Source organism: Pseudomonas sp. URMO17WK12:I6 (assembly GCF_003253625.1).
Lineage (GTDB): Bacteria > Pseudomonadota > Gammaproteobacteria > Pseudomonadales > Pseudomonadaceae > Aquipseudomonas.
Window position 1 is genome coordinate 177,598 of record NZ_QKYZ01000006.1, and the last position, 24,835, is coordinate 202,432.

The 24,835-nt window shown below is 60.4% G+C and carries 18 protein-coding genes and 1 pseudogene; 9 read left to right on the forward strand and 10 right to left on the reverse strand.

Features of this window, described 5'->3' with window-relative positions; all coding sequences use genetic code 11:
- Position 1: 1 nt before the first annotated feature.
- Genes F475_RS13200 through F475_RS13220 form a run of 5 tightly spaced genes read right to left on the reverse strand, consistent with a single transcriptional unit; the run spans position 2 to position 4,698 of the window.
- A complete protein-coding gene (locus tag F475_RS13200; protein WP_018925474.1) occupies positions 2–1,033 on the reverse strand; it encodes an ABC transporter ATP-binding protein in 1,032 nt (343 codons plus the stop codon).
- On the reverse strand, positions 1,030–1,824 hold the full coding sequence (locus F475_RS13205; RefSeq protein WP_018925473.1) for an ABC transporter permease: 795 nt from the start codon (positions 1,822–1,824) through the stop codon (positions 1,030–1,032). Before F475_RS13205 ends, F475_RS13200 begins: the two co-directional genes overlap by 4 nt.
- Complete coding sequence (locus F475_RS13210; protein WP_018925472.1) at positions 1,821–2,690, reverse strand: iron ABC transporter permease; 870 nt, start codon at positions 2,688–2,690, stop codon at positions 1,821–1,823. Before F475_RS13210 ends, F475_RS13205 begins: the two co-directional genes overlap by 4 nt.
- Positions 2,691–3,695 carry an ABC transporter substrate-binding protein gene (locus F475_RS13215; RefSeq protein ID WP_018925471.1) on the reverse strand — a complete coding sequence of 335 codons (1,005 nt, stop codon included), beginning with the start codon at positions 3,693–3,695 and terminating at the stop codon, positions 2,691–2,693. It lies immediately after the preceding gene.
- Positions 3,679–4,698, reverse strand: coding sequence for a substrate-binding domain-containing protein (locus tag F475_RS13220; protein ID WP_111454080.1), 1,020 nt, complete (start codon positions 4,696–4,698; stop codon positions 3,679–3,681). The genes F475_RS13215 and F475_RS13220 overlap by 17 nt, the downstream gene beginning before the upstream one ends.
- Before the next feature lie 340 nt (positions 4,699–5,038).
- On the opposite strand from F475_RS13220, the pseudogene F475_RS31070 reads away from it, so the two are divergent.
- Together F475_RS31070 and F475_RS31075 are read left to right on the forward strand one after the other, a co-directional pair.
- Positions 5,039–5,821 (forward strand): annotated as a pseudogene (locus tag F475_RS31070) (MCP four helix bundle domain-containing protein); the annotation flags it as partial.
- Positions 5,816–6,679, forward strand: coding sequence for a methyl-accepting chemotaxis protein (locus F475_RS31075; RefSeq protein ID WP_371924316.1), 864 nt, complete (start codon positions 5,816–5,818; stop codon positions 6,677–6,679). The pseudogene F475_RS31070 and the gene F475_RS31075, both read left to right, overlap by 6 nt.
- Positions 6,680–6,746: 67 nt before the next feature.
- Here the strand turns inward: F475_RS31075 and F475_RS13230 are convergent, their stop codons facing one another.
- The 3 genes from F475_RS13230 to F475_RS13240 form a co-directional block, all read right to left on the reverse strand.
- The gene (locus F475_RS13230; RefSeq protein ID WP_111454082.1) at positions 6,747–10,421 is read right to left on the reverse strand and encodes a translocation/assembly module TamB domain-containing protein; all 3,675 of its coding nucleotides are present in this window, start codon (positions 10,419–10,421) and stop codon (positions 6,747–6,749) included.
- Positions 10,418–12,145: an autotransporter assembly complex family protein gene (locus F475_RS13235; protein WP_207238872.1), complete on the reverse strand. Its 1,728-nt coding sequence runs from the start codon at positions 12,143–12,145 to the stop codon at positions 10,418–10,420. Before F475_RS13235 ends, F475_RS13230 begins: the two co-directional genes overlap by 4 nt.
- A gap of 65 nt (positions 12,146–12,210) precedes the next feature.
- Positions 12,211–12,861, reverse strand: a complete 651-nt coding sequence (locus tag F475_RS13240) for an N-acetyltransferase (RefSeq protein ID WP_018925466.1) — start codon at positions 12,859–12,861, stop codon at positions 12,211–12,213.
- A 244-nt stretch (positions 12,862–13,105) separates the two neighbouring features.
- Here F475_RS13240 and xthA point away from each other — a divergent pair, with 244 nt between their 5' ends.
- Positions 13,106–13,918 (forward strand): exodeoxyribonuclease III, encoded by an 813-nt coding sequence (xthA, locus tag F475_RS13245; RefSeq protein WP_018925465.1) that lies wholly within the window; start codon positions 13,106–13,108, stop codon positions 13,916–13,918.
- A gap of 112 nt (positions 13,919–14,030) precedes the next feature.
- Positions 14,031–15,368, forward strand: a complete 1,338-nt coding sequence (locus F475_RS13250) for a substrate-binding domain-containing protein (RefSeq protein WP_018925464.1) — start codon at positions 14,031–14,033, stop codon at positions 15,366–15,368.
- A gap of 170 nt (positions 15,369–15,538) precedes the next feature.
- Here the strand turns inward: F475_RS13250 and F475_RS13255 are convergent, their stop codons facing one another.
- Positions 15,539–16,768 (reverse strand): acyl-CoA dehydrogenase, encoded by a 1,230-nt coding sequence (locus F475_RS13255; protein ID WP_008014296.1) that lies wholly within the window; start codon positions 16,766–16,768, stop codon positions 15,539–15,541.
- 188 nt (positions 16,769–16,956) lie between these two features.
- Between F475_RS13255 and F475_RS13260 the strand changes: the two genes are divergently transcribed.
- From F475_RS13260 to F475_RS13270, 3 genes are all read left to right on the forward strand, one after another.
- The gene (locus tag F475_RS13260) at positions 16,957–17,886 is read left to right on the forward strand and encodes a LysR family transcriptional regulator (protein ID WP_018925462.1); all 930 of its coding nucleotides are present in this window, start codon (positions 16,957–16,959) and stop codon (positions 17,884–17,886) included.
- A gap of 205 nt (positions 17,887–18,091) precedes the next feature.
- Entirely contained in the window at positions 18,092–18,490 is a 399-nt protein-coding gene (locus F475_RS13265; RefSeq protein WP_007904077.1) for a MerR family DNA-binding transcriptional regulator, read from the forward strand.
- A gap of 127 nt (positions 18,491–18,617) precedes the next feature.
- Entirely contained in the window at positions 18,618–19,517 is a 900-nt protein-coding gene (locus tag F475_RS13270; protein WP_018925461.1) for a hydroxymethylglutaryl-CoA lyase, read from the forward strand.
- 612 nt (positions 19,518–20,129) lie between these two features.
- Here F475_RS13270 and F475_RS13275 read toward each other — a convergent pair.
- Positions 20,130–21,827: an AMP-binding protein gene (locus F475_RS13275; RefSeq protein ID WP_111454083.1), complete on the reverse strand. Its 1,698-nt coding sequence runs from the start codon at positions 21,825–21,827 to the stop codon at positions 20,130–20,132.
- Between the two features lie 211 nt (positions 21,828–22,038).
- On the opposite strand from F475_RS13275, the gene F475_RS13280 reads away from it, so the two are divergent.
- Positions 22,039–23,202, forward strand: coding sequence for an isovaleryl-CoA dehydrogenase (locus F475_RS13280; protein WP_007940933.1), 1,164 nt, complete (start codon positions 22,039–22,041; stop codon positions 23,200–23,202).
- A gap of 12 nt (positions 23,203–23,214) precedes the next feature.
- The gene (locus F475_RS13285) at positions 23,215–24,822 is read left to right on the forward strand and encodes a carboxyl transferase domain-containing protein (protein ID WP_111454084.1); all 1,608 of its coding nucleotides are present in this window, start codon (positions 23,215–23,217) and stop codon (positions 24,820–24,822) included.
- Positions 24,823–24,835: the final 13 nt, after the last annotated feature.

Here is a 24,835-nt window from a genome sequence, read left to right on the forward strand (position 1 = left end):
ATCACGAATGCAGGGTGAACAACACGTGTGGCTCGATGGCCAGGGCAATCAGAGCGCCAGTGGCATGAATGACGCCGTCAGCGCTGTCGACCAGCAATGGCTGCCCGGCCCCGACGTCCACCAACAGGCGACTTTGCGCCCCCTGGAAAAACTGCCCGACCAGACGACCGCGCACATGCCCGGCACCATCCATCACCCGCAAATGCTCAGGACGGCAGTACACCGTCGTCGGCACAGGGATCCCCTTCCAGGGCAACTCGCCACCGCTGACCTTCAAGCCATGGGCGGTCGGTTCGATCACCGGGAACGCATTGAGGTTGCCGACGAAACTGGCGACAAACGCGTTGGCGGGTTGCTGATAGATGTCTCGTGGCGTGGCCAGTTGTGCGATGCGTCCGCGCTCCATGACCAGGATCCGGTCCCCCAGCGCCATGGCCTCGCCCTGGTCGTGCGTCACAAACACCGAGGTAATGCGCAAGCTGCGCAGCAGTTGATCCAGCTCGCTGCGCAGCCGTTCGCGCAACTGCGCATCCAGCGCTGCCAACGGCTCATCAAGCAGCAACACCCGAGGCCGGGGGGCCAACGCACGGGCGAGTGCCACCCGCTGACGCTGGCCGCCGGACAACTCGTGAATGCGGCGTTTGCCGTGATCCTGCAGGCCGACCAGTTCCAGTAACTCGGCGCAACGCTTGTTGCGTTCGGCGGGCGACAGGCCTCTTATCTTCAGGCCGTAAACAATATTGCCGGCCACGTCCAGGTTCGGAAACAACGCGTAATTCTGAAACACCATGCCCACGTCGCGGCGCTCGATCGGCAGGCGTGTGACGTCACTGTCGGCAAAGAAAATCTGCCCGACATCCGGGCGTTCAAGGCCGGCGATCATGCGCAACGTGGTGGTTTTACCGCAACCGGACGGGCCAAGGATCGCCAAGGTTTCCCCGGCCTCGATAGTCAGGTTCAAATCATCTACAGCAACGGTGCCGTCAGAGAACGCCTTGCGGCAACCCTGCAGGCGAATAGTGGTTCCAGTCATCGACGCTCTCCACGAGAAAGACGGGCGCTGATGGCTTGCAACGCAATCAGCAGCGGCACGATCATCAACAGAAATATGAGGGTGTAGGCGCTGGCCACTTCCAGCCGCGCCGAGGCATAGCTGTCGGCCAGGCCCACCGGCAAGGTCTTGGTCATCGGTGTGTGGAGCATCCAGGTCAGGTTGAACTCACCCAGCGACAGGGTGACGACCATCAACACTCCGGCCAGTATCCCGGCCCGACAATTGGGCACCACCACACTGAAGAAACGCTTGATCGGCCCGGCACCGAGGCTCGCCGCCGCCTCTTCGAGCGTCGGCAATTGCTGGCGCTGCATCACCGCCATTACTGGGCGCACCAGAAATGGCAAGGTAAACAGCACATGACCCACCAGGATAAACAGCCAACTGCTGCGAAACTCGCCGAATTGCCCGTAGGTCAGCAGCAACGCCAAGGCACTGGCCAAGCCCGGCATGGCCACGGGCAACACCATCAGCTCTTCAAATGCACGGCTGAAGCGGTTGTTCATCCGCACCAGGGCATAAGCCGCCGGCACGCCGATCACGCAAACACACACGGCACAGGCAACCGCCAACCGCAGTGATAACCAGACCGTCGGCGAGTAGCTTTGCCAGACCTGAATCAACCAGTCGAACGTCAGGCCACTGGACACCCCGACGAAGTAATTGCGCGTCAGCCCCGCCAGCAATGACATCAGCACCGGCACCAACATGAAGGCACAGACCAGCAGGGTAAAAACCAGCTGTGCGATAAACAGCGTTGTTCGTTTCACAAAACCGTCCCCGACTGTTTGGCCACGCGCCGTGCCAGCAACAGCACCGCCCAGGTGACTGCTCCGAGGATGACCGACAGCGCAGCGGCCACGGTGAAATTGGCGTAGTTGGTGAACACGTTATAGATGGCCACGGGGGTCACGTTCAGCCGCGTGCCCAAGGTGAACGCAGTGCCGAAAGCGCCCATCGACGTCGCGAAACAAATGGCGCCGCAGGATACCAGCGCGGGGGCCAACCCCGGCACGATCACGTCGCACACCACCCGCCAATGTCCGGCGCCGAGTGAGTGCGCGGCTTCTTCCAGGCTGCGATCCAGGCTTTCACACGCGGCCATCACCGTGAGAATCACCCGCGGAATCGAGAAGTACAGATAACCGATGAACAGCCCCGTCAGCGAGTAAGCGAAAATCCAGCGCTCACCCGCCAGCCCCAGACCGAGCGAGGCGAACAGGCCTTGTCGACCGGCCAGCAGAATCACCAGAAAGCCGACCACCACCCCGGGAAACGCCAGCGGAAACGTCAGCAGCGCAACTAACGCCGAGCGACCGAAGAACTGCTGGCGAGCGAGAAACACCCCGCTGATGCCACCGACCAACAACGCCGCCAGTGTCACCAACGCCGCAAGGAGACAGGTCTGCACCAGGCTGCCAAGGTATTGCGCACTACTGAGCACTTGCCAATAGCCACTGTCGCTGCCCTCGCGCCCCTGCCCACCCAGCACAATCAAATGCGCCAGCGGCAACAGCCAGAACGCGAGCAGAACCGCTGCCGCCGGGGCCAGCGCCCAGGCAGCCGTTGGTCGCAAGCGCTGCAAAACATCGTGGCGGGACGAGACGTCCTGCACGTTGAGCGGCACAGTCGTCACTTACTTGACCTCACTCAGATAGCGCGCAGCAAAGGCTTCCTGCACCGCCGCCATTTTTTCGTAATCGACCACGCCGGCGCGGGCATAGTCACTGTCCGGAAGGAACTGCGCGGCGACGTCGGCCGGCATCTTCATCTCACGAACCGGACGCAGATATGCCTTGGCCCACAACGCCTGCCCCTGGTCGGACAGCACAAAATCCAGGACCTTTTCGGCGTTGGCGCGATGCGGTGCATTGTCGACCACGCTCATCACGTAAGGCACGCTGATGCTGCCTTCCCTGGGGATCACGAAAGCGACGTTCGCCTTGTCTTTGTAGCGCGCACGGTAAGCGTTGAAGTCGTAGTCGACCAGAATCGGCAGCTCACCGGAAAGCACCCGCGCATACGCGGTTTGTTTCGGCACGATGGGCGCGTTTTTCGCCAGTTTCTGGAAGTAATCAATGGCCGGCGCGAAGTTATCCAGGGTCCCGCCCATCGCCTGATTAATGGCGACCGCGGACACGTAACCGACGAATGCACTGGATGGATCGAGGTAGCCGACCATGCCTTTGTACTCAGGCTTGAGCAGATCAGCCCAGCTCTGCGGCACCGGCAAGCCACCCAGCGCATCGACGTTGACCATGATTCCCAACGTGCCGGAATGAATTGCAAACCAGTGCCCCTGCGGGTCTTTCAACCCCGTCGGAATCTGCTCCCAGCCTTTGGGTTTATAAGTCCCGACGACTCCGGCTTTTTGTGCCTGTAAACCGAATGTCACGCCGTAATACACCACGTCCGCCACCGGCGCGGCGTGCTCGGCAACCAACTGCGCCAGAGCCTGGCCAGAGTTTTTATTGTCCAGCGGTACCTGCACACCTGTGGTGTCGGCAATGGCCTTGAGTTGAGTGCCCCAATCTGCCCATTCCGGTGGACAGTTGTAGCAAATCGCCGTTTCAGCGGCCTGGGCCAGGCTGGCCACACCGCACAGCCATAACGCAGCCAGGGTTTTAGTGAAGCGGGTCATCGAGTTTCTCCTCGTAGGGTTGAGTACTTTCGCCTGGCCGGACATGGCAAGGCAGGCAATGGGAAACCGGGGCAGCGCCAGCAATTTGTGCCAGCAATTGGTCAATGACCGTGCTGGCCAGCGTTGCAATTGGCTGCACCACGCTGCACAGCGTGGGGTGCATTTGCGTGCCCAGGGCGATACCGTCGAAACCGATCACTGACATCTGCCCAGGCACATTCCAGCCGTGTCGGCGCAGTTCGGCGATCAGGCTGATCGCCAGCAAATCGTTGGAACAAACCAACGCGCTGGGCGCCTGTGGTCCGGACAAAAAAGGTTCAAGGGCGGCGAAATCGGCTTGGGTATGGGCGGGCATTTCGATCACCGGCAAGCTGTCGAGGCCGTGCTCACGCATCGCGTCGCCATAACCGGCGTAACGCAGACGGGCACGGTCAGACTGCAAGGCCGGGCCGGCGACCATGCCAATGCGCCGATGCCCAGCGTCCAGCAAATAGCGCGTGGCCAGTGCCATCCCGGCGCGGTTGTCGACCGACACCGCGCTGTAATCGGGATTGCCCGGTTGGTGATAAGCCAGCACAAACGGCGTGTCCTCGCTGGCGAGGCTTTGCAGCACGCGGTTGCTTTCGGCATCGGTAACGGTCAGCACCAGCCCGTCAACCCGCTGGCGCAACAACTCCTCGACCACCGCGCTTTCACGCTCGCTGTTGTAATCGGTGGTCGCCAGCAACAAATTGTAGCCACGCAAACGCGCGGCCCGCTCCATTGCCTGGAATTGCTCGGCGAACACCGGATTGAGGAGATTGGGGACCACCACCCCGATCAGGTTGGTGGTTTGCAAACGCAGTTGACGGCCGAGGCGATTGGGCCGAAAACCCAGTTCGCGGGCAGCGGCGAACACTTGCTCGCGGGTCGCCGGACGCACCACTTCAGGGGAGGCGAAGGTCCGCGCGGCAGTCGCCCGCGATACACCTGCCAGTCGTGCAACTTCTTTCAAATCAGTCATTGTCGCTCGCTTGAGATCGATCTCATTCGCGAGAACATTACTCAGCGAACATGGCGTTCATGCGATTAAAAGATGACATTTTGATGTCAATCGCGGCATCCGATTACGCCCCACCCGCTCAACGGATTTGAGCACAGGCGCACCTGTCAGACCTTCAGCGATCCCGCAGAAATAGACTGGGTGTGTTTCCTCCCCCCACGTCCAGAGTCCGTGATGTCTTGCTCTGGGCTACGAGCGAAAAAATGATAAATGTTCTAGTTAGTGAATTATTGTGAAGCCATTATGGTGGCGATTAATCCCCACCGATCAAACCCATACAAACTCCAACCGAGCTCACTGAATGAACATCCTGAGCCGCTCTAAATTCTCGACCAAACTGCTGACAGCGTTTGTTTTCTGCGCCTTGATTACTCTACTCGTAGGCGCCGGTAGCATCCTGAGCATTAATCGGTTGTCCACGGCGCTGGCGTTGACCTTTTCTGACGACCTCGTGTCAGTGGGCAAAATCGGGGAAACCCTGAGCAGCCTCACCGCGCACAACCGTGGGATGTATCGTCTGCTTGATGGGCAAAGAGGCGTGTTACCGGACAGCGAAAATCACCGCCTGCACGAAGCGCTGGTGACTGATTTGAACACTGCAAAAAATGTCTACGCCAGCTACCGTGCGACGCCACTGCAGGACGATCAGCGCGCGGCGGGTGACAAACTGGACCTGGTCTGGCCGACCTACATCAGCACATCACAAAAGATTGTCGAACTGATAGACGCCAAAAATCTGGACCAGGCCGCCGTCATCCTCAACGGCACCAATAACATCGCGTTCAGTGAAGCGCGAAGCCTGATACGGGTGATGGTTGATTCCAACAACCGACAGATAGGCGAAGGCGCTGCTGAGGCGGAAGCGTTGCACCGCACCGCCATACTGTCGTTGACGACCGGGATCATCATTGCGTTCGTCCTGGCAATCGCCCTTGGCGTCTTCATCACCCGCATGATCACACGTCCATTGGCGCTGGCCGTGTCTTACGCACAGGAGATTGCAGGTGGGGACCTCACCCGAGCCATCAGCGGCAACAGCCACGACGAAGCAGGCCAGTTGCTCAATGCCATTTCTGCGATGCAAGGGGGCCTGAAGCGTACCCTCACACAAATCGCCAACGCATCGGATCAACTGGCCTCAGCCGCCGAAGAACTGTCAGCTGTGACCGAAGAAAGCACACGCGGGTTAACCCGTCAGAATGATGAAATCCAGCAGGCTGCCACGGCGGTCAACGAGATGACCGCTGCGGTTGAAGAAGTAGCACGTAACGCCGTCACTACTTCACAAGCCTCAAGCAGCGCCAGTAGCGACGCCATTAACGGTCAGTCACAAGTCAAACAGACCGTGACAGGCATCACCCACATGGTGGCCGAAATCACCGATTCCAACCAGGCAGTGACCGAACTGGCCGGCAATGTCCGGGAGATCAGCAAGGTGCTGGACGTGATTCGCAGCATTGCCGAACAGACCAATCTGCTGGCCTTGAATGCCGCTATCGAAGCGGCCCGTGCGGGAGAGCAAGGTCGTGGTTTTGCCGTGGTGGCCGACGAAGTTCGTGCCTTGGCCCATCGCACCCAGGCCTCCACCGTGGAAATCGAAGGCATGATCAGCACTGTGCAACGCGGGGCCGACGGGGCCGTGAACGCCATGGGCAAGAGCCTGGCACTGGCCACTCAAACCCAGGACCTGGCGCAGGACGCCGGTTCGGCGTTGCAGAAGATTACGGACGGCGTTTCGATCATCAACGAACGCAATCTGGTGATTGCCTCCGCCTCCGAAGAGCAGGCCCAGGTCGCACGGGAAGTGGACCGTAACCTGACGAACATCCAAGACCTGTCGACCCAGAGTACCGCGGGGGCCAATCAGACGGCGGCCGCTAGCCAGGAGCTGTCTCGCCTGGCCGGTTCGTTCAGCACCTTGGTCGCCCAGTTCAAACTCTGAGCGCCGCCGTGTGGGGCGGACCTGCTTACGACGGGAGCGACCCGGTCTATCTGAAAGGATCGAGGTGTTAGAAATCCCGCTTGTAGAAGATGTCCAGCGAACTGGCCACGCCGCTGGCGGCTTCGAGGTAGACTTTTTTGCTCAGCTTGTAACGCAAGGCGATGGTGTTGGCCGGTTCAAACACGCCTACGCCATAACGCAGGCTGAGCTTCTCGGAGATGTTGCCGCTGGCCACCACACTGGTGGTATTGCCGCTGCCTTGGGTATCGAGCTGGAAGTCCTGAATGCCCAGATCCTTGGCCAACCCGCTAGTGACCCCGGAGCTGCCCATCAAACCCAAGCCGAGGGCGGCCTGGGCGAGCATGTTGTTGTCTTCACCGGTGGTACTCAGCGGACGCCCCAGCACCAGGTAGGACAACGCCTGCTCCTGACTCATCGCCGGCTCGGAAAAAATCTGCGTGGTCGGCTGTTCGGCACTGCCGCTCAAGCGAATGCCGGCAATCACGTCGTCGGTCTGGCGAATCGCTTCGATGTCCAGGTACGGCTGATCGATGGGACCGGCAAACAGCAAGCGGGCCCGACGCACCGTCAGCCGCTGGCCGTAGGCGCGATAACGCCCGTCGTTGAGCCAGAGCTCGCCGCGTGTGTCCATGTTGTCGCCGATGTGCACATGACCTTGCAGGTTGGCGGTCAGGCCGAAGCCGGCAAAGCTGAGTTTGTCTTCCCCGACCACCACATCGATGTCCATCGCCATGGCCATCGGCGGCTTGCCCTCTTCGGTCTGCTGACCGACGATCACCGTGTCATTGGAGACCTTGACCGTCGACGGCGGCAGCTCACGCACGGTGATTTCGCCCTTGGGCACCAGCACTTTGCCGACGATTGCGAGTTTGTCGTCCTTCATCGAAATTTTCAGGTCCGGCGCGACTTCCAGCGCGGCGTAGGGTTCGACGGTGACCGGCAACTGCGAGCCCTTGAGCGCCAGATCCACCACCAGTGCCTGGCCCCAGGCGATGTTGCCATTGAGGCTGCCCTGCCCGGCCTTGCCGCTTTTCCAGCCGCCGTTCAGCTGTACGGTTTCGCCGGCAATCACCGCTTGCAGTTGCAGGGCCTGGAGCGCCATCGGCAGTTCCGGCCCGGAGACTTCACCGTCGCGCAGCTCAAGGTTGCCGTTGACCTGCGGCGCCAGCAACCCGCCAGACAGCGTGCCGCTGCCGTTCAAATGCCCGGTGAGTTTCTCGACCATCGGCACAAACGGCCGCGCCACCGACAAATCCAGGCCATTGAGGCGGAATGAGCCGGTCAGCGGTTTGTTCTTCGGCAACGGGTTGATCTGCGCCTGCAGCATCAGCTCACCAAGCTTGCCACCGACGAAGCTGAGGTCGGTGTCGATGCGTTTTGGCGTGAGTTTGCTGGTGAGTTTCAGGGTCTGGTACGGGAAGTCCAGCCACTGGTCCTTTTCCTTCATGCGCAATGTGCCACCGCTGGCATCGACGCTGATCTGGCCGTTCGGGCCGCTGGCCGGCAAGTCCAGTTGCAGGTCGGCGTTGAGCCGGCCCTGCCAGGCAAAATCCTTCGGCAGCCATTGCGCCAGGCTGTCGATCGGGAACTGCTTGAGGTGGTAACGCAGCTTTGGCTCGGGCATCAAGCGCTGGTCTTCGCCACACAGGCTGGCCGGGCCGGACATCCAGCAATGGGCACCGAAGTTGATTTTGCCGTCCGCCAGCCGTTCGAGTCTGGCCGGGTTTTGCAGCTTCCAGTCCTGACCACCGGCCTGGATATCGCCACTGGCCAGACGCCCGCGCCAGTTACCTTTATCCAACGCGCCGTCGAGACCGAGCGCCAGTTTCAGTTTCGGTCCTTGCAGGTCGAGGGTCAGCTTCTGGTTTTTGATGTCGCCCTGGCCGCTGGCGGTCAAGGTGCCCAGTGACGTGTCGCCGGTCTGAATGCCGCTGCCCTTGAGGTCGATCTTCGCCCGTTGGGCACTGTCGAGGGTGGCATCCAGATTGAGGCTTTGCAGGCGGTTGTCTTCGAAAACCAGTTGCGTGCCTTGCAGGGCGAGCTTGCCTTGCGGTGCCTTGAGCGTGCCGGCGACATTGACCCGACCATTGAGCTGGCCGCGCAGTTGCGGCCAGAGTTGGGCCAGGCGCGGCATTTTGATGTCGATCTGGCCGGCGAGTTTCTGTTGCAGGCTGCCTTGGCCATTGATGCTGTTGTCACCCAGGCGAATCTGCAACGCGCTGAGGTTCCATTGCTCGCCGCCGCCATCAGCCTTGGCTTGCAACACCGCCGGCTGCCCGCGCAGTTTGCCTTTCAGGTCCAGGTCGGCGGTCAGGCTGAGCCTTTCATTCTTCATCTCGCCTTTGCTGCGTAACGGACCCGCCAAGGTACCCGGCAACTCCGCGAGCCAGTACGCCGGGTTGATCGCCGAGAGGTCCAGCGCGGTATCCCAGGCGATGCCGTCGGCAAATTGCAGGTTCAGGTGCCCTTCGGCCTTGCCCTGCCCGGCTTCGAGCTTGAATTGCGGCAGATGGATTTGGCTCAGGTCGCCGCTGAATGGGCTGTTCAGGCTGAACGCCCCGGCTGGGCCATCCAGTGCGGCCTTGAAGTTACCGATGTAGTTGCCGTCGGTGTAGGAGACTTCACCGTTGAAGCTGCGCAGTGCCACTTGCGGCTCATCGATCAGCGGATAGAGGCGGTGCCAGGGGAAATCCAGCCAGTCGATTTTCGCTTCGGCACTGAAGCCTTTGCTCCAGTCCAGTTGCCCGGTGAGCTTGAGGCTTTGTTTGTCATTGGCGCTCAAGTCGAGACCCGCGATTTGCGCGCCCTTGGCGTCAACCTTGCCTTGCAGCAACAACGCGACCGGGCCAAGTTCGGCGGGCAACGTGGCTTTGCCGAGCAACTGGTAGCCGTTTTTCAGGTCGCCGTCGCCGGTGAGCTCCAGTTGATTGAGTTGCAGGGTGTCCGGCAGCTCGGCGCTGGCCTTGAAGCCGTCAGCGGTGATACGCACTTTTGCCGGCAGGTTTTCCACCAGCGGCTGCAATTCGCCGGTCAACTGCCCGTTCAGGTAACCGCTGCTGTCGGCTTTCAGGTTCAGGGTTTTCAGCAGATCGCCGTCGACCTTCAACACCAGCGCCCAGGGTTCGGTGCCCGGCGCCGGCAAGGTCAGTTTGCCTTCGGCGGTCAGCGGCCAGTTGCCGCTCGGTTGCAACAGGCCAGACAGGTTCAGGCTCAGTTCATCCCGCTGCAAGTGCACCGAATCGATCTGCAAACCCTGTTCGGTCCAGTGCGCCGCCAGTTGCAGGCCTTTGAGCTCTTCGCTGCCGTTGAACAGCAGACGGCCGACCTTGACGTCACCCAACTCGATGGCCAGCGGCAATTTCAAGTCCGGAAGGCTGATCGGCCCGCTGCTTTGCTCTTCTGCGCCTGGCGGAAATTGCAGGCTGACCTGCTCGGCCTGCAATTGCTCGATGCACAGCGTCATGCGCGTCAGGCACAGTGGCGACCAGGCGAAAATCGCCTGGTTCAGCTCAACCCGGCTGTTGTCCTGCTGCCACAGCAGATGGTCGGCGCTCCACTGTCCACCCAAACGGCCCTGGAAATTCTCCACGGTCAAACCCGGCACAAACCCGAGCGCCCAGCGACTGCCCGTCGCCGTACCCAGCACGATGATCAAGGCCAGCACGACCAGCATCAGCAGCGCCGGGATCGCCAGCAGCGCTATTTTCAAACCACGCTTCACAGCTCAGGCCCCATGGAAAAGTGCAGTCGAATGCCGCCGTCGTCGTCCATCGCGTGGGCCAGGTCGAGGCGAATCGGCCCTACCGGCGAAACCCAGCGCACGCCAATACCGACGCCGGTCTTCAGGTTCGGCAGTTCGAGGGTGTTGAAGGAGTTGCCCTGATCGATGAAGGTTGCGACCCGCCACTTTTCGGCGATGGAGTATTGATACTCGACGCTGCCGGCCACCATGTAACGGCCACCGATACGGTCGCCATCGGAGTTCTCCGGGGACAGGCTCTGGTAATCGTAACCGCGCACGCTCTGATCGCCACCGGCGAAGAAGCGCAGAGACGGCGGCACCGATTTGTAACCGTTGGTGGCGCTGCCGCCGACCTGCACCCGACCGAGGAAGCGGTGTTTATCGAAGACCGTGGTCAGGCCTTTGACCAGTGCCGTGCCATACACCAGGTTGGTGTCCGAACCCAATCCTTCCTTGGCGACCTTGGTTTCGAATTGCAGGCGATAGCCATTATGCGGATCGATGCGGTTGTCGCTTTTCAGGTACGAATAGCTCACGCCGGGCATTAGCAAGGTACTGAGCCCCGAGTCGTCACCGAGTGTGTATTCCTCACGTTGCCATTTAAGCGACACCACCCGCTGCCAGCCGCTGGGCAATTTGCTGTGCCATTCGGGGCCGAGGGTCAGCAATTTGCTGCGGGAGTCGGTGCCAGCGATATCTTCATATTGATAGCCAGCGGCCCAGCGCAGTTTGTCGGTCAACGGTGGGTCCAGGGGAATGTCGTAAAACACCCCGACGTTCTGCCGCGGTGCCGACAGTTCGGCTTCCCAGCCATAACTGTCGCCTTGCGGGTTGACCCAGTGCCGGGTCCAGTTGGCCTTGATTCGCGGGCCGACGTCGGTGGAAAACCCCAGACCCAAGCCCATGGTCCGCGGCTTGCGGGTGTCGAGTTTGACCGCCACCGGGATCACGTCGTCCTTGGAGGCCGTTGGCGCCGCGTCGACGCGCACGCCTTCGAAATAACCGCTCGATTGCAGCGCCTGATTGAGTTCGGCGATCAGTTCCGAGTCATAGGGCGTACCGGCCTTGAACGGCACCATGCGTTGCAGCAGGTCTTCGTCGAACGGCGTGTCGCCTTCAAAACTGACTTTGCCCAGCGCATAACGCGGGCCGCTGTCGTAGATCAATTCGATATCGGCGACGCCCGCGCGCGGGTCCACCAGCAGCTTCTGGCGAGTGAAGCGCCCACTGAAGAAGCCGAAACGCGAGGCCTGGTTCTGGATCAGCCGCTTGGCGTCTTCGTAACGGCCATGGTTAAGCACCGCGCCTGGCATTAGCAGGTCGCTTTTGGGCACACGAAAGGATTTGAGCGAGGCGGCAGGACCGTCGACACGTATCGTGACGTTACGCAAATGGATCGGCTCGCCGGGATCGATGTTCAGCACCAGGCGCGGCGTCTTGCCGCCCTTCACGTCGCTGTCGATTTGCGGCTGGTAATACCCCAAGGCCTGGGCGGCCTTGCGCGCCTGTTCTTCGGCGCCGCGACTGAAGCGCAGCAAGGCTTCTTCATCGCGATCGCCGAGGCTACCGATATAGCCCTCTATATTGGCCTTCAGTTCATCGTTGGACGGTTTGATCCGCACATCCAATTCACTTTGCGCCAGCGCCGCGCAGCTGGATAACAGCATCAACAGGCCGCTGGTGATTCTTCCTGGAACATTCATAGGCGCGGATGCTATCACGAGCTTGGGAGCCTGATAGAGCCGGACTCGTCCCATAAGTTCGGCGATTACGCTGTTGCTGTTTGTAACACCTGCGGGTTGGCGTGGAAAAACACGTGCTCACGAATCGGTCCTACGGCCACTTCGCCGATTTCCTCATAGCCCTGACGCTTATAGAACTCCAGATAGCGAGGATTCCCGGTGTCGAGGATCACGCCTTGGGAGTGCTCATCGACCGCGCACCAGTTGTGCACCGCCTGCAGCAACTGTTCGCCAAAGTGCTTACCCTGGAACTGCGGGTGAACCCCCAGCAATGGCAGGACGTGCACCGAGTCGGACGGCACGCACGCCATCACGGCGGCGTGGTAATCGAGGTAGCGTCGGGTACAGCGAAACCCGGTGCTGAGCACCATCCGCAGGCGCCAGGCCCAGCTTTCGGTGATGCCCAGGCGGCGTTGCGGCGGCGCGATCAGGGCGATGCCGATCAAGCGGTCATTCACCAGCAGGCCGATGGCCGGCAAATCCTGCAGAAAGTGCTGTTTGATCAGTTCGCGCACCGTCGCCCGGACTCGCTGTTCATAACCGGGGCGTTCGGCTTCGAACAGGTAGCCGAACGTCGGCTCGTGCCGGTACGCCTGGTACAACAGGGAACGCGCTTCGCGGGAATAGCCGCTGTCGAGCATGTGAATATCGGCGATGGCGGTCGAGGTTTCGGGCATAACGGCAGATCTCCCTGGGGCACAGCTCAGATGGCTGCGCTCTTCTTGGTACGAGCCTTGGGGTGGCTTCACAGTTCCCCAGACAGGTATAGACCAAGCGAGGAGCTTCATCGACTGGGCTTGCCCGCGAAGAGGCCGGATCTGCCAACACATCTCTGACAGGACACAATGAATCCCCTCACCCCAAAGCTGGCCCCATTCCTACATGTCAGCTAGCATCGCACTTTTGCCAGGACTGCCGACCATGAAGATCGTCTCCTTCAACATCAACGGGCTGCGCGCTCGCCCGCATCAGCTGGCGGCGCTGATCGAAAAGCATCAGCCGGACGTGATCGGGTTGCAGGAAACCAAGGTCCACGACGACCAGTTTCCCCTGGCCGAGGTGCAGGCGCTGGGGTATCACGTGTATTTCCACGGCCAGAAGAGTCACTACGGCGTGGCCCTGCTCTCGCGCCAGGAGCCGATTGCGCTGCACAAAGGTTTCGCCACTGATGAAGAAGACGCTCAACGGCGCTTTATCTGGGGCACGTTCGCCGACGCCAATGGCGTGCCGGTGACCATCATGAACGGCTATTTCCCACAGGGCGAAAGCCGCGATCACCCCACCAAGTTCCCGGCCAAGGAACGTTTCTACAGCGATTTGCAGCAATTGCTGGAAAGCCAGTTCAGCAACGACCAGCCGATCGTGGTGATGGGCGATGTGAACATTTCCCCGGAAGACTGCGACATCGGCATTGGCCCGGATAACATGAAACGCTGGCTGAAAACCGGCAAATGCAGCTTCCTGCCCGAAGAACGCGAATGGATGGCACGCCTGAAGAACTGGGGTCTGGTGGACAGTTTCCGTCACCTGAACCCGGAGGTTGCCGACCGTTTCAGCTGGTTCGACTACCGCAGCCGCGGTTTTGAAGATGAGCCCAAGCGTGGGCTGCGGATTGACCTGATCATGGCGTCCAACGGGTTGTTGCCTCGGGTCAAGGACGCAGGCGTGGATTACGAACTGCGCGCAATGGAAAAGCCGTCCGATCACGCGCCGATCTGGCTTGAGTTGAGCTGATAACGTTTTGCTGATCGTTCCCACGCTCCGCGTGGGAATAATCACTGTCATCGTTCAGAAACCTTACTGACTTATTCTCCCGGCACTTTCTTTGGCTTATTAAGGTGCCGGCATGTCCCTGCGCGTGTTGTTCCTGCTGCTCGGCGCCGTGCTGCCGTTGACAGTATCGGCCGGCGATCTGCCGACGCCCGAACGCGGCCCGGTGCTGCGCATCCAGGGTTCCAACACCATTGGCGCGGCGTTGGGGCCGGCGCTGGTCGAGGGGTTGATGCATGAACAGGGCCTGCTCAAGGTGCACCGCGAAGCCCCGGACAAAGCCAACGAACAACGCATCGTCGGCGAAACCGCTCAGGGCCGCCGAGTCGAGGTGGAAGTCGCGGCCCACGGTTCCAGCACCGGATTCAAAGCCCTGAAAATCGCCTCCGCCGATCTCGCGGCCTCGTCACGGCCGATCAAGGACAGCGAACGACTGGATCTCGAACCGCTGGGCGACCTGAAAAGCCCGGTTGCCGAACAAGTCATCGCCATCGACGGGCTGGCCATCATCCTTCATCCGCACAATCCGCTGAAGCAGCTCAACACCGAGCAATTGGCACGAATCTTCAGCGGCGAGACGAAAACCTGGGAAGAACTCGGCGGCACCGGTGGGACAATTCATCTCTACGCGCGGGATGACCAATCGGGCACCTACGACACGTTTAAGGAACTGGTCCTCAGCCCGCGTGGGAAAATGCTGAGCGGCAACGCGAAACGCTTCGAATCCAGTGAGCAATTGTCCGACGCGGTGAGTCTGGACCCGCAAGCCATCGGCTTCATTGGTTTGCCTTATGTGCGTCAGGCCAAAGCCGTGGCCATTGTCGATGGTGACTCCCAGGCCATGCTGCCGCTCAATAGCCTGATCGCGACGGAAGATTACCCGCTGTCCCGTCGGCTGTTCTTTTACCTGCCGCCGAACGGGAAAAATCCCTGGGCCAAGGCGCTGGTGAAGTTCGCCCAGAGCAGCAATGGCCAGGCGATTGTTGCGGCCAATGGTTTTATCGCGCAAACCGTTCAGGCCATGGCGGTCACACCGAATGCGCTGATGCCCGAGGGTTATCAGGCACTCAGTCGGCATGCCCAGCGGCTGACGGTGAATTTTCGTTTCGAAGAAGGCAGCGCGACGCTGGACAACAAGGCCCGCCAGGACCTGTCGCGGGTGCTCGACTATATAAGGCAGCACGACAAAGCCAATCGGCAGGTGACGCTGGTAGGGTTTGGCGATGCCAAGAGCGACCCCGCGCGGGCCGACCTGCTGTCGAAACTGCGGGCCATGGCGGTGCGGCGAGAACTGGTGAAAAGCGGCGTGGTGTTTCGCGAAATTCGCGGTTTTGGCGCCGAGATGCCGGTGGCGGCCAACAGCGGGGATGAAGGGCGGATCAAGAATCGGCGGGTCGAGGTTTGGGTGTATTGAAGTAAGCACCAAACATTGTGGCTTGGGGGCCTACTGTGGCGAGGGGGCTTGCCCCCGTTGGACCGTGAAGCGGGCCTCAAACCGGCCACCGCATTTTTCCTGGAAAGACGCGGTGTACAATTTACGACTGCTGCGCAGCCGAACGGGGGCAAGCCCCCTCGCCACAGGTCTCAGTGCCCGCTGCGCATCATTTCCTTAGGCACGTACTTGCCGATCTCGAACTTGCCAATCGCCGCGCGGTGAACTTCGTCCGGGCCGTCGGCCAGGCGCAGGGTGCGTTGCATGGCATACATGTAGGCCAGCGGGAAATCGTTGGACACCCCTGCCCCGCCATGGATCTGGATCGCCCGGTCGATCACCCGTAACGCCACGTTCGGTGCAACCACTTTGATCTGCGCGATCTCGCTCTTCGCCACTTTGTTGCCGACGGTGTCCATCATGTACGCCGCTTTCAACGTCAGCAGTCGCGCCATGTCGATCTCCATCCGCGAGTCGGCGATTTTGTCAATGTTGCCGCCCAGACGCGCCAGAGGTTTACCGAATGCAGTGCGGTTGACCGCCCGTTTGCACATCAGCTCCAGCGCACGTTCAGCCATGCCGATCGAACGCATGCAGTGGTGAATCCGGCCCGGGCCGAGGCGACCCTGGGCGATTTCGAAGCCGCGTCCTTCGCCCAACAGGACGTTTTCGTACGGCACCCGGACGTTCTCGAATAGCACTTCGGCGTGGCCATGAGGCGCGTCGTCGTAACCGAACACCGGCAGCGGACGCACAATCTTCACGCCCGGCGTATCCACCGGCACCAGAATCATCGAGTGCTGAGCGTGGCGTGGTGCATCCGGATTGCTCAGGCCCATGAAGATCAGGATCTTGCAGCGCGGATCGCAGGCCCCTGAAGTCCACCATTTCTTGCCGTTGATCACCCACTCATCGCCATCACGCACGGCACGGGCAGCCATGTTGGTGGCGTCGGACGAGGCCACGTCCGGCTCGGTCATGGCGAACGCCGAGCGGATCTCGCCGCGCAACAGCGGTTCGAGCCAGCGTTGCTTCTGCTCTTCGTTGGCGTAACGCACCAGCACTTCCATGTTGCCGGTGTCGGGCGCCGAACAGTTGAACGGCTCTGGGCCCAGCAATGAGCGACCCATGATTTCCGCCAATGGCGCGTATTCGAGGTTGGTCAGGCCAGCACCCAGTTCAGACTCAGGCAGAAACAAATTCCACAGGCCTTCGGCCTTGGCCTTGAGTTTGAGTTCTTCCATGATCGCCGTCGGCTGCCAGCGATCGCCCTCGGCGACCTGGCGTTCGAACACCGCTTCGGCGGGATAAACGTAGGTGTCCATGAACGCAGTCACGCGCTCACGCAGTTCCTGGACCTTGGGCGAATAAGCGAAATCCATGGCAGCTCTACCTTTTTAACAGGGGTTCAGAGGAGTTGTTCAGGTCATGCAATCGATGCTAGAACAGCTACGAAAATTTACCTAACCTATTCTCGGCGTGTATTAACATTCATCACCGATATATGATCGGCTGATTGCCAAGGCCCTCGGGTCCGATCAAGACGCCCCTGATAACAAGAGTGCAGCGCATGAATCTGAGCAAGGTCGACCTCAACCTTTTCATCGTCTTCGACGCGATCTACACCGAAGCCAACCTGACCCGCGCCGGGCAGATCGTCGGCATTACTCAACCGGCGGTGTCGAACGCTCTGGCCCGCCTGCGCGAAACCTTCAACGACCCGCTTTTCGTGCGCACCGCCCAGGGCATGGTGCCCACACCGATGGCGCAGAACATCATCGGCCCCGTGCGTAACGCCCTCTCCCTGCTGCGGGTGTCGGTGCAGGAAAGCCGAATCTTCAACCCGTTGCAGGCGGTCAAGACCTACCGCATCAGCATGACCGACCTCACCGAAGCGGTGATCCTCCCGCCATTGTTCCAGCGCCTGCGCCGCCTGGCGCCGACGGTGATCATCGAAAGTTTCCTGTCCAAACGCCGCGAAACCACCAAGGAACTGGCGGCCGGGCGCCTGGATTTCGCGGTGGATGCGCCGCTCAACACCGACCCGCAGGTGCGCCACGTCAAGTTGATGGAAGACCGTTATGTGTGCGCCATGCGCAAGGGCCATCCGCTGGCGGGCAAAGAGAAATTCACCCTCGACGATTACCTGTCCCTGACCCACATCCATATTTCCAGCCGCCGCAGCGGCCTGGGCTATGTCGACCTGGCCCTGGGCAAAATGGGCATCCAGCGCAAGATCGCCCTGCGCTCCCAGCATTACCTGATGGCGTCCCAGGTGTTACAGCAGACCGACATGGTCATGACCGTGCCGGAACGCTTCGCCCGTCGCCATGATTTGTACTCGGTGAACCTGCCGGTCAAAGAAGTTCCGCCGGTGGAAACCCACCTCTACTGGCACGAAAGCACCGACCAGGACCCGGCCAACCGCTGGATGCGCGAGCAGATGATCGAGTTGTGCCAGCAGGTCACGGCGCACGAGAAGAAGCTGGATACGGTGTAGGACGTTAATCCGTGTCATTGTTCTTCGCGGGCAAGCCTCGCTCCTACAAGGTTAGCGTCGAACCACGATTAAATGATCGACACCAAACCTGTAGGAGCGAGGCTTGCCCGCGAAGAGGCCCGTCACTACACAGACAATTCATGCCCCTTGACGTAAACGTCAACCTGACATTAGCTTAGCGCCATGACCTTTTTCGAGCGCTTCCATGAGCAGCCAGACCTATAGCATTTCCGACCTCGCCCGCGAGCTCGACATCACCACCCGGGCCATTCGCTTCTATGAAGAGCAAGGCCTGCTCAGCCCCGAGCGTCGCGGTCAGGAACGCATTTATTCGCCCCGTGACAAGGTCAGCCTGAAGCTGATCCTGCGGGGCAAGCGCATTGGTTTTTCCCTGGCCGAATGCCGCGAGCTGATCGAGCTCTATGACCCCTCCAGCGGTAACACCAAGCAATTGCACAGCATGCTGGCGAAAATTGCCGAACGTCGGGAACAACTCGAGCAGCAACTGCTGGACATCGAACAGATGAAGCTGGAACTCGACACAGCCGAGGAGCGCTGCACCCAGGCGCTGGAGCAAACGATCAAGAGCCAGCAGCTCGTGTAGGAGCTGAGCTTGCTCGCGAAAGCGGTATGTCCTTCAACATGGATGTCGACTGACCTGACGCTTTCGCGAGCCAGCAGCTCCTACAGGGCTCTGTGAACATTCATACAATCTCAACAGGTCGATTCCCATGTCCCTCCCCACCCACGTACGCCTGGTCGAAGTCGGCCCCCGCGACGGTCTGCAAAACGAAGCCCAACCCATCAGCGTCGCGGACAAGGTGCAACTGGTCGATGCGCTCACCGCCGCTGGCCTCGGCTATATAGAAGTCGGCAGTTTCGTCTCGCCCAAATGGGTGCCGCAAATGGCCGGTTCCGCCGAGGTCTTCGCGCAGATCCAGCGCAAACCAGGGGTGACCTATGGCGCCCTCGCCCCCAACCTGCGGGGCTTTGAAGACGCTATCGCCGCCGGGGTCAAGGAAGTCGCGGTGTTCGCCGCAGCGTCCGAAGCGTTCTCCCAGCGCAATATCAATTGCTCGATCAGCGAGAGCCTGGAGCGCTTCGTGCCGATCATGGACGCCGCCAAACAACACGGCGTCAGCGTGCGCGGTTACGTGTCCTGTGTGCTGGGCTGCCCTTATGAGGGTGATGTCAAGCCTGCACAAGTCGCCCGGGTCGCTCGCGAGCTCTATGCGATGGGCTGCTACGAGGTTTCGCTGGGAGACACCATAGGCACCGGCACCGCTGGCGCGACCCGCAAGATGTTTGAAGTGGTTTCGGCCGACGTGCCACGGGAAAAACTGGCCGGGCACTTCCACGACACCTATGGCCAGGCCATGGCCAATATCTACGCCAGCCTGCTGGAAGGCATTTCGGTATTCGACAGTTCCATCGCCGGCCTTGGCGGCTGCCCGTACGCCAAGGGCGCCAGCGGTAACGTCGCCACCGAAGACGTGGTTTACCTGCTCAACGGCCTGGGCATCGAGACCGGGATCGACCTGGACGCCTTGATTCGCGCCGGCCAGCAGATTTGCGCGGTGCTGGGGCGCCCTACCGGTTCTCGCGTGGCCAAGGCTCGCAGCGCACAGTGACAACGTGGATGTGTCCGGGTGTTACCGCGTGTTCTGGCACGTGGGGCGGAAACGAGTAACACGGAAACAAATTGTCAGGTTTGGTATGGCTGAAAAAATCTCACAAAAAATCAAATCATTGATTTTAAAGGATTTTTCAAAGTTGGCACGGCTTCTGCTATCTCTATGGCATAACAAGAATAAAAAGCTGCAAACCAATAAAAATAAGACGTAACGACTCTGACATAACAAGAACAACACGGCAGAGACGCAGCTAACAGATTTTTTTGGAGAAGGTGTGCTTTTCAGGGTGCTTTTCGGAGTAACCCGCAACCGGGCAGAGAACAATAAAACTACCTTCAGGTAGCTCCCGAACTGGTTGGATCGCTTGGCGAAAAAGTAGATCAGCGCTCAAAAAAATACGTTTGCTCTTGATCCCGGATGGGGATCGACAAAAACAGCGGTAAAGGGCCACGGTTGCCAAAAACAACAACAGACCGCCCCTCAATAATAAAAAAAGAGCACGTAACGACAAAATTAAAGGGGAGCTTCGGCTCCCCTTTGTGCTTTCTTGTCTTTCTATTTTTCTCGACCCACATGTGGAAGCAGGCTCGCCCCCACACTGGTTATGTGTCAGGCGTTTTTGCTGCGCAGCTCCTCGATGCTGATCTCGCGCATCCGAAACTTCTGGATCTTGCCGGTCACGGTCATCGGAAACTCCTCGACGAACTTGAAGTAACGCGGCGTCTTGAAGTGCGCGATACGCTCCTTGCACCAGGCCTGCAACTCCTGTTCGGTGGCGCTGTGGCCGGGATGAAATTTGATCCAGGCGACAATCTCTTCGCCATACCGGGAGCAAGGAATGCCGATCACCTGCACATCGGCAACCGCCGGGTGGGTGAAGAAGAACTCTTCAAGTTCGCGCGGGTAAATATTCTCACCGCCGCGAATGATCATGTCCTTGTTACGCCCGGCGATGCACACGTAACCCTCTTCGTTCATGCTCGCCAGATCGCCGGTGTGCATCCAGCCAGCGTCATCGATAGCCTCGGCGGTGGCTTGCGGGTTCTTCCAGTAGCCGAGCATCACGCTGTAACCCCGAGTGCACAGCTCGCCAATGGTGCCGCGTGGCACCAGATTGCCCGCCTCGTCGATGATCTTGCTTTCCAGTTGCGGCTGGGTGCGGCCGACCGTGGTGACACGCAATTCCAGGTCGTCCGACGGACCGGTCTGCAAAGACACGGGGCTGGTTTCCGTCATGCCGTAGGCAATCTGCACTTCGCTCATGTGCATTTCGCCGATAACCCGACGCATCACCTCGATCGGACACGTCGCCCCGGCCATGATCCCGGTGCGCAGGCTCGACAAATCAAATTCGGCGCGCTTGGGCTGATCGAGCATGGCGATGAACATGGTCGGCACGCCATAAAGCGCGGTGGCTTTTTCTTCGGCGACGGTGGTCAGGGTCAACAGCGGATCGAAGGTATCGTTGGGGTAAATCATGGTGCTGCCGTGGGTGACGCAGCCGAGGTTGCCCATGACCATGCCGAAGCAGTGATACAGCGGCACCGGAATCACCAGCCGATCATCGGCGGTCAGGCCGAGGCTTTCGCCGACCATGTAACCGTTGTTGAGGATGTTGTAGTGGCTGAGGGTCGCGCCCTTGGGGAAACCGGTGGTGCCGGAGGTGTACTGGATGTTCACTGCCTGGTCGAAATGCAGGCTGTCCTGGCGTTCGTGCAATTGCTCGATCGACACACTGGCCGCCAGATCGGCCAATTGCGACCACGGCAGGAAACCCGAGGGTGGCTGCGCATCCAGGCTGATGACCCCACGCAGTTCCGACAGGCGTTCGCTCTGCAAGCGGCCGATGGATTGCTCCGCCAATTCCGGCACCAACCCTTGCAGCATGCCGTGATAGTCGGAGGTCTTGAAGGCCCCGGCGCAAACCAGCCATTGGCAGCCGGATTGCTTCAATACGTATTCGAGTTCCGAACTGCGATAAGCCGGGTTGATGTTGACCAGGATCACGCCGATTTTCGCACTGGCGAACTGGCTGATGCACCACTGGGCGCAGTTCGGGGCCCAGATGCCGAGCCGGTCACCGGTTTGCAAACCCAGCGCCAGGAATGCTCTGGCGTGCAGATCAACAGCATCCGACAGCTGCTGCCAGGTGTAACGCAGCTGTTGGTGGCGCACGACCAGCGCCTCCCCGTTCGGGTATTGCGCGACGGTGTTATCAAACGCCTGGCCGATGGTCATCGCCAGCAAGGCTTTGTCCTGGGAACCACGGGTATAGCTGCGCTGCGGGTTTGCACTGGGTTGATCCATGACGACCCCTATTGTCTTTATTGTAGGAGCGAGGCTTGTGTGGCAAGCCACATAAGGCGACGCAGGTCTTTCAGAACTGGCTCTACTCTCGCTCAAGTTGACGTTAACGTAAAGGGTGATTGACAGCCATTCGCCACAGGCTTACGTTAACGTAAAGGTGAGAGCTGAATCACTGCCCTCCCCACCCTACAAAAAAGCCAAAAGGTGCCCCATGAGCTACCCATCCCTGAACTTTGCCCTCGGTGAAACCATCGACATGCTGCGCGATCAGGTTCAGTCCTTCGTCGCCAAAGAGATCGCCCCGCGCGCCGCTCAGATCGACATCGACAACCTGTTCCCGGCCGACCTGTGGCGTAAATTCGGCGACATGGGCCTGCTGGGCATCACCGTGCCGGAAGAGTACGGCGGCGCGGGCCTGGGTTATCTGGCGCACGTGGTCGCCATGGAAGAAATCAGCCGCGGTTCGGCGTCGGTCGCCCTGTCCTACGGCGCGCACTCCAACCTCTGCGTCAACCAGATCAACCGCAACGGCACTCACGAACAGAAAAGCAAATACCTGCCGAAACTGATCAGCGGCGAACACATCGGTGCCCTGGCCATGAGCGAGCCGAACGCCGGTTCCGACGTGGTCTCGATGAAGCTGCGCGCCGACAAACGCGGCGATCACTACGTACTCAACGGCAGCAAGACCTGGATCACCAACGGCCCTGACGCCAACACCTACGTGATCTACGCCAAGACCGACCTGGAAAAAGGCCCGCATGGCATCACCGCGTTCATCGTCGAGCGTGACTGGAAAGGTTTCAGCCGCAGCAACAAATTCGACAAGCTCGGCATGCGTGGCTCGAACACCTGCGAGCTGTTCTTCGATGACGTCGAAGTGCCGGAAGAAAACATCCTCGGCGTACTCAATGGCGGCGTGAAAGTGCTGATGAGCGGCCTCGACTACGAGCGCGTGGTGCTTTCCGGTGGCCCGACAGGGATCATGCAGGCCTGCATGGACCTGATCGTGCCGTACATCCACGACCGCAAACAGTTCGGCCAGAGCATCGGCGAATTCCAGCTGATCCAGGGCAAAGTCGCCGACATGTACACCCAACTCAATGCCAGCCGCGCTTACCTGTATGCCGTGGCCCAGGCCTGCGAACGTGGCGAAACCACTCGCAAGGACGCCGCCGGGGTGATCCTCTACAGTGCCGAGCGCGCCACGCAAATGGCCCTCGACGCGATCCAGATTCTCGGCGGTAACGGCTACATCAACGAATTCCCGGCCGGTCGTCTGCTGCGTGACGCCAAGCTGTATGAAATCGGCGCCGGCACCAGTGAGATCCGTCGCATGCTGATCGGTCGCGAACTGTTCAACGAAACCCGCTAAACGGAGCTGTCCATGGCTATCCTGCATACCCAGCTCAACCCCCGTTCGGCGGAGTTCGCGGCTAACAGCGCGGCGATGCTCAAACAGGTCGACGCCCTGCACAGCCTGCTCGCGCAAGTGCAGCAAGGTGGTGGCCCGAAGGCGCAAGAACGTCACACCTCGCGGGGCAAACTGCTGCCCCGTGAGCGGATCAATCGCCTGCTCGATCCGGGTTCGCCGTTTCTCGAGATCAGCCAACTGGCGGCCTACGCGGTGTACGGCGAAGACGTTCCCGCCGCTGGCGTGATTGCCGGGATCGGCCGGGTGGAAGGCGTCGAATGCATGATCGTCGCCAACGATGCCACCGTGAAAGGTGGCTCGTACTACCCGCTGACCGTTAAAAAACACCTACGCGCACAGACCATCGCCCAGCAGAATCGCCTGCCGTGCATTTATCTGGTGGACTCCGGTGGCGCCAACCTGCCGCGTCAGGATGAAGTGTTCCCGGACCGCGAACACTTCGGGCGGATCTTCTTCAACCAGGCCAACATGAGCGCCATGGGCATTCCGCAAATTGCGGTGGTCATGGGCTCTTGCACCGCCGGGGGCGCCTACGTTCCGGCGATGGCCGACGAGGCGATCATGGTTCGTCAGCAGGCCACCATCTTCCTCGCTGGCCCACCGCTGGTGAAAGCCGCGACCGGTGAAGTGGTCAGCGCCGAAGACCTCGGCGGGGCCGATGTGCACTGCAAGATTTCCGGGGTCGCCGACCACTACGCCGAAAGCGATGAACATGCCCTGGCATTGGCCCGGCGCAGCGTGGCCAACCTCAACTGGCGCAAGCTCGGCGAACTGCAACAACGTACGCCGATCGCGCCGCTGTATAGCAGCGACGAGTTGTACGGCGTGGTCTCGGCCGACGCCAAGCAACCGTTCGATGTGCGCGAAGTGATCTCACGACTGGTGGACGGCTCGGTGTTCGATGAGTTCAAGGCGCTGTTCGGGACGACGTTGGTGTGCGGCTTCGCCCACCTGCACGGCTACCCGATCGCGATCCTCGCCAACAACGGCATCCTCTTCGCCGAGGCCGCACAGAAAGGCGCGCACTTCATCGAACTGGCCTGCCAGCGCGGCATTCCGTTGCTGTTCCTGCAGAACATCACCGGGTTCATGGTCGGCCAGAAATACGAGGCCGGCGGCATCGCCAAGCACGGCGCGAAATTGGTGACCGCCGTGGCTTGTGCCAAGGTGCCGAAATTCACCGTGATCATCGGCGGCAGCTTCGGCGCCGGTAACTACGGCATGTGTGGCCGGGCCTACGATCCACGCTTCCTGTGGATGTGGCCGAACGCGCGAATCGGCGTGATGGGCGCCGAACAGGCGGCGGGTGTGCTGGTGCAGGTCAAGCGCGAGCAAACCGAGCGCAGCGGGCATCGTTTCAGCGCCGAGCAGGAAGCCGAGATCAAGCAACCGATCCTCGATCAGTACGAAGAACAGGGGCACCCCTACTACTCCAGCGCCCGGCTGTGGGACGACGGCGTCATTGACCCGGCGCAGACCCGCGACGTGTTGGCCCTGGCCTTGTCGGCGTCGCTGAACGCACCCATCGAACCGAGCCGCTTCGGCGTGTTCCGGATGTGATCTGGAGAAAACC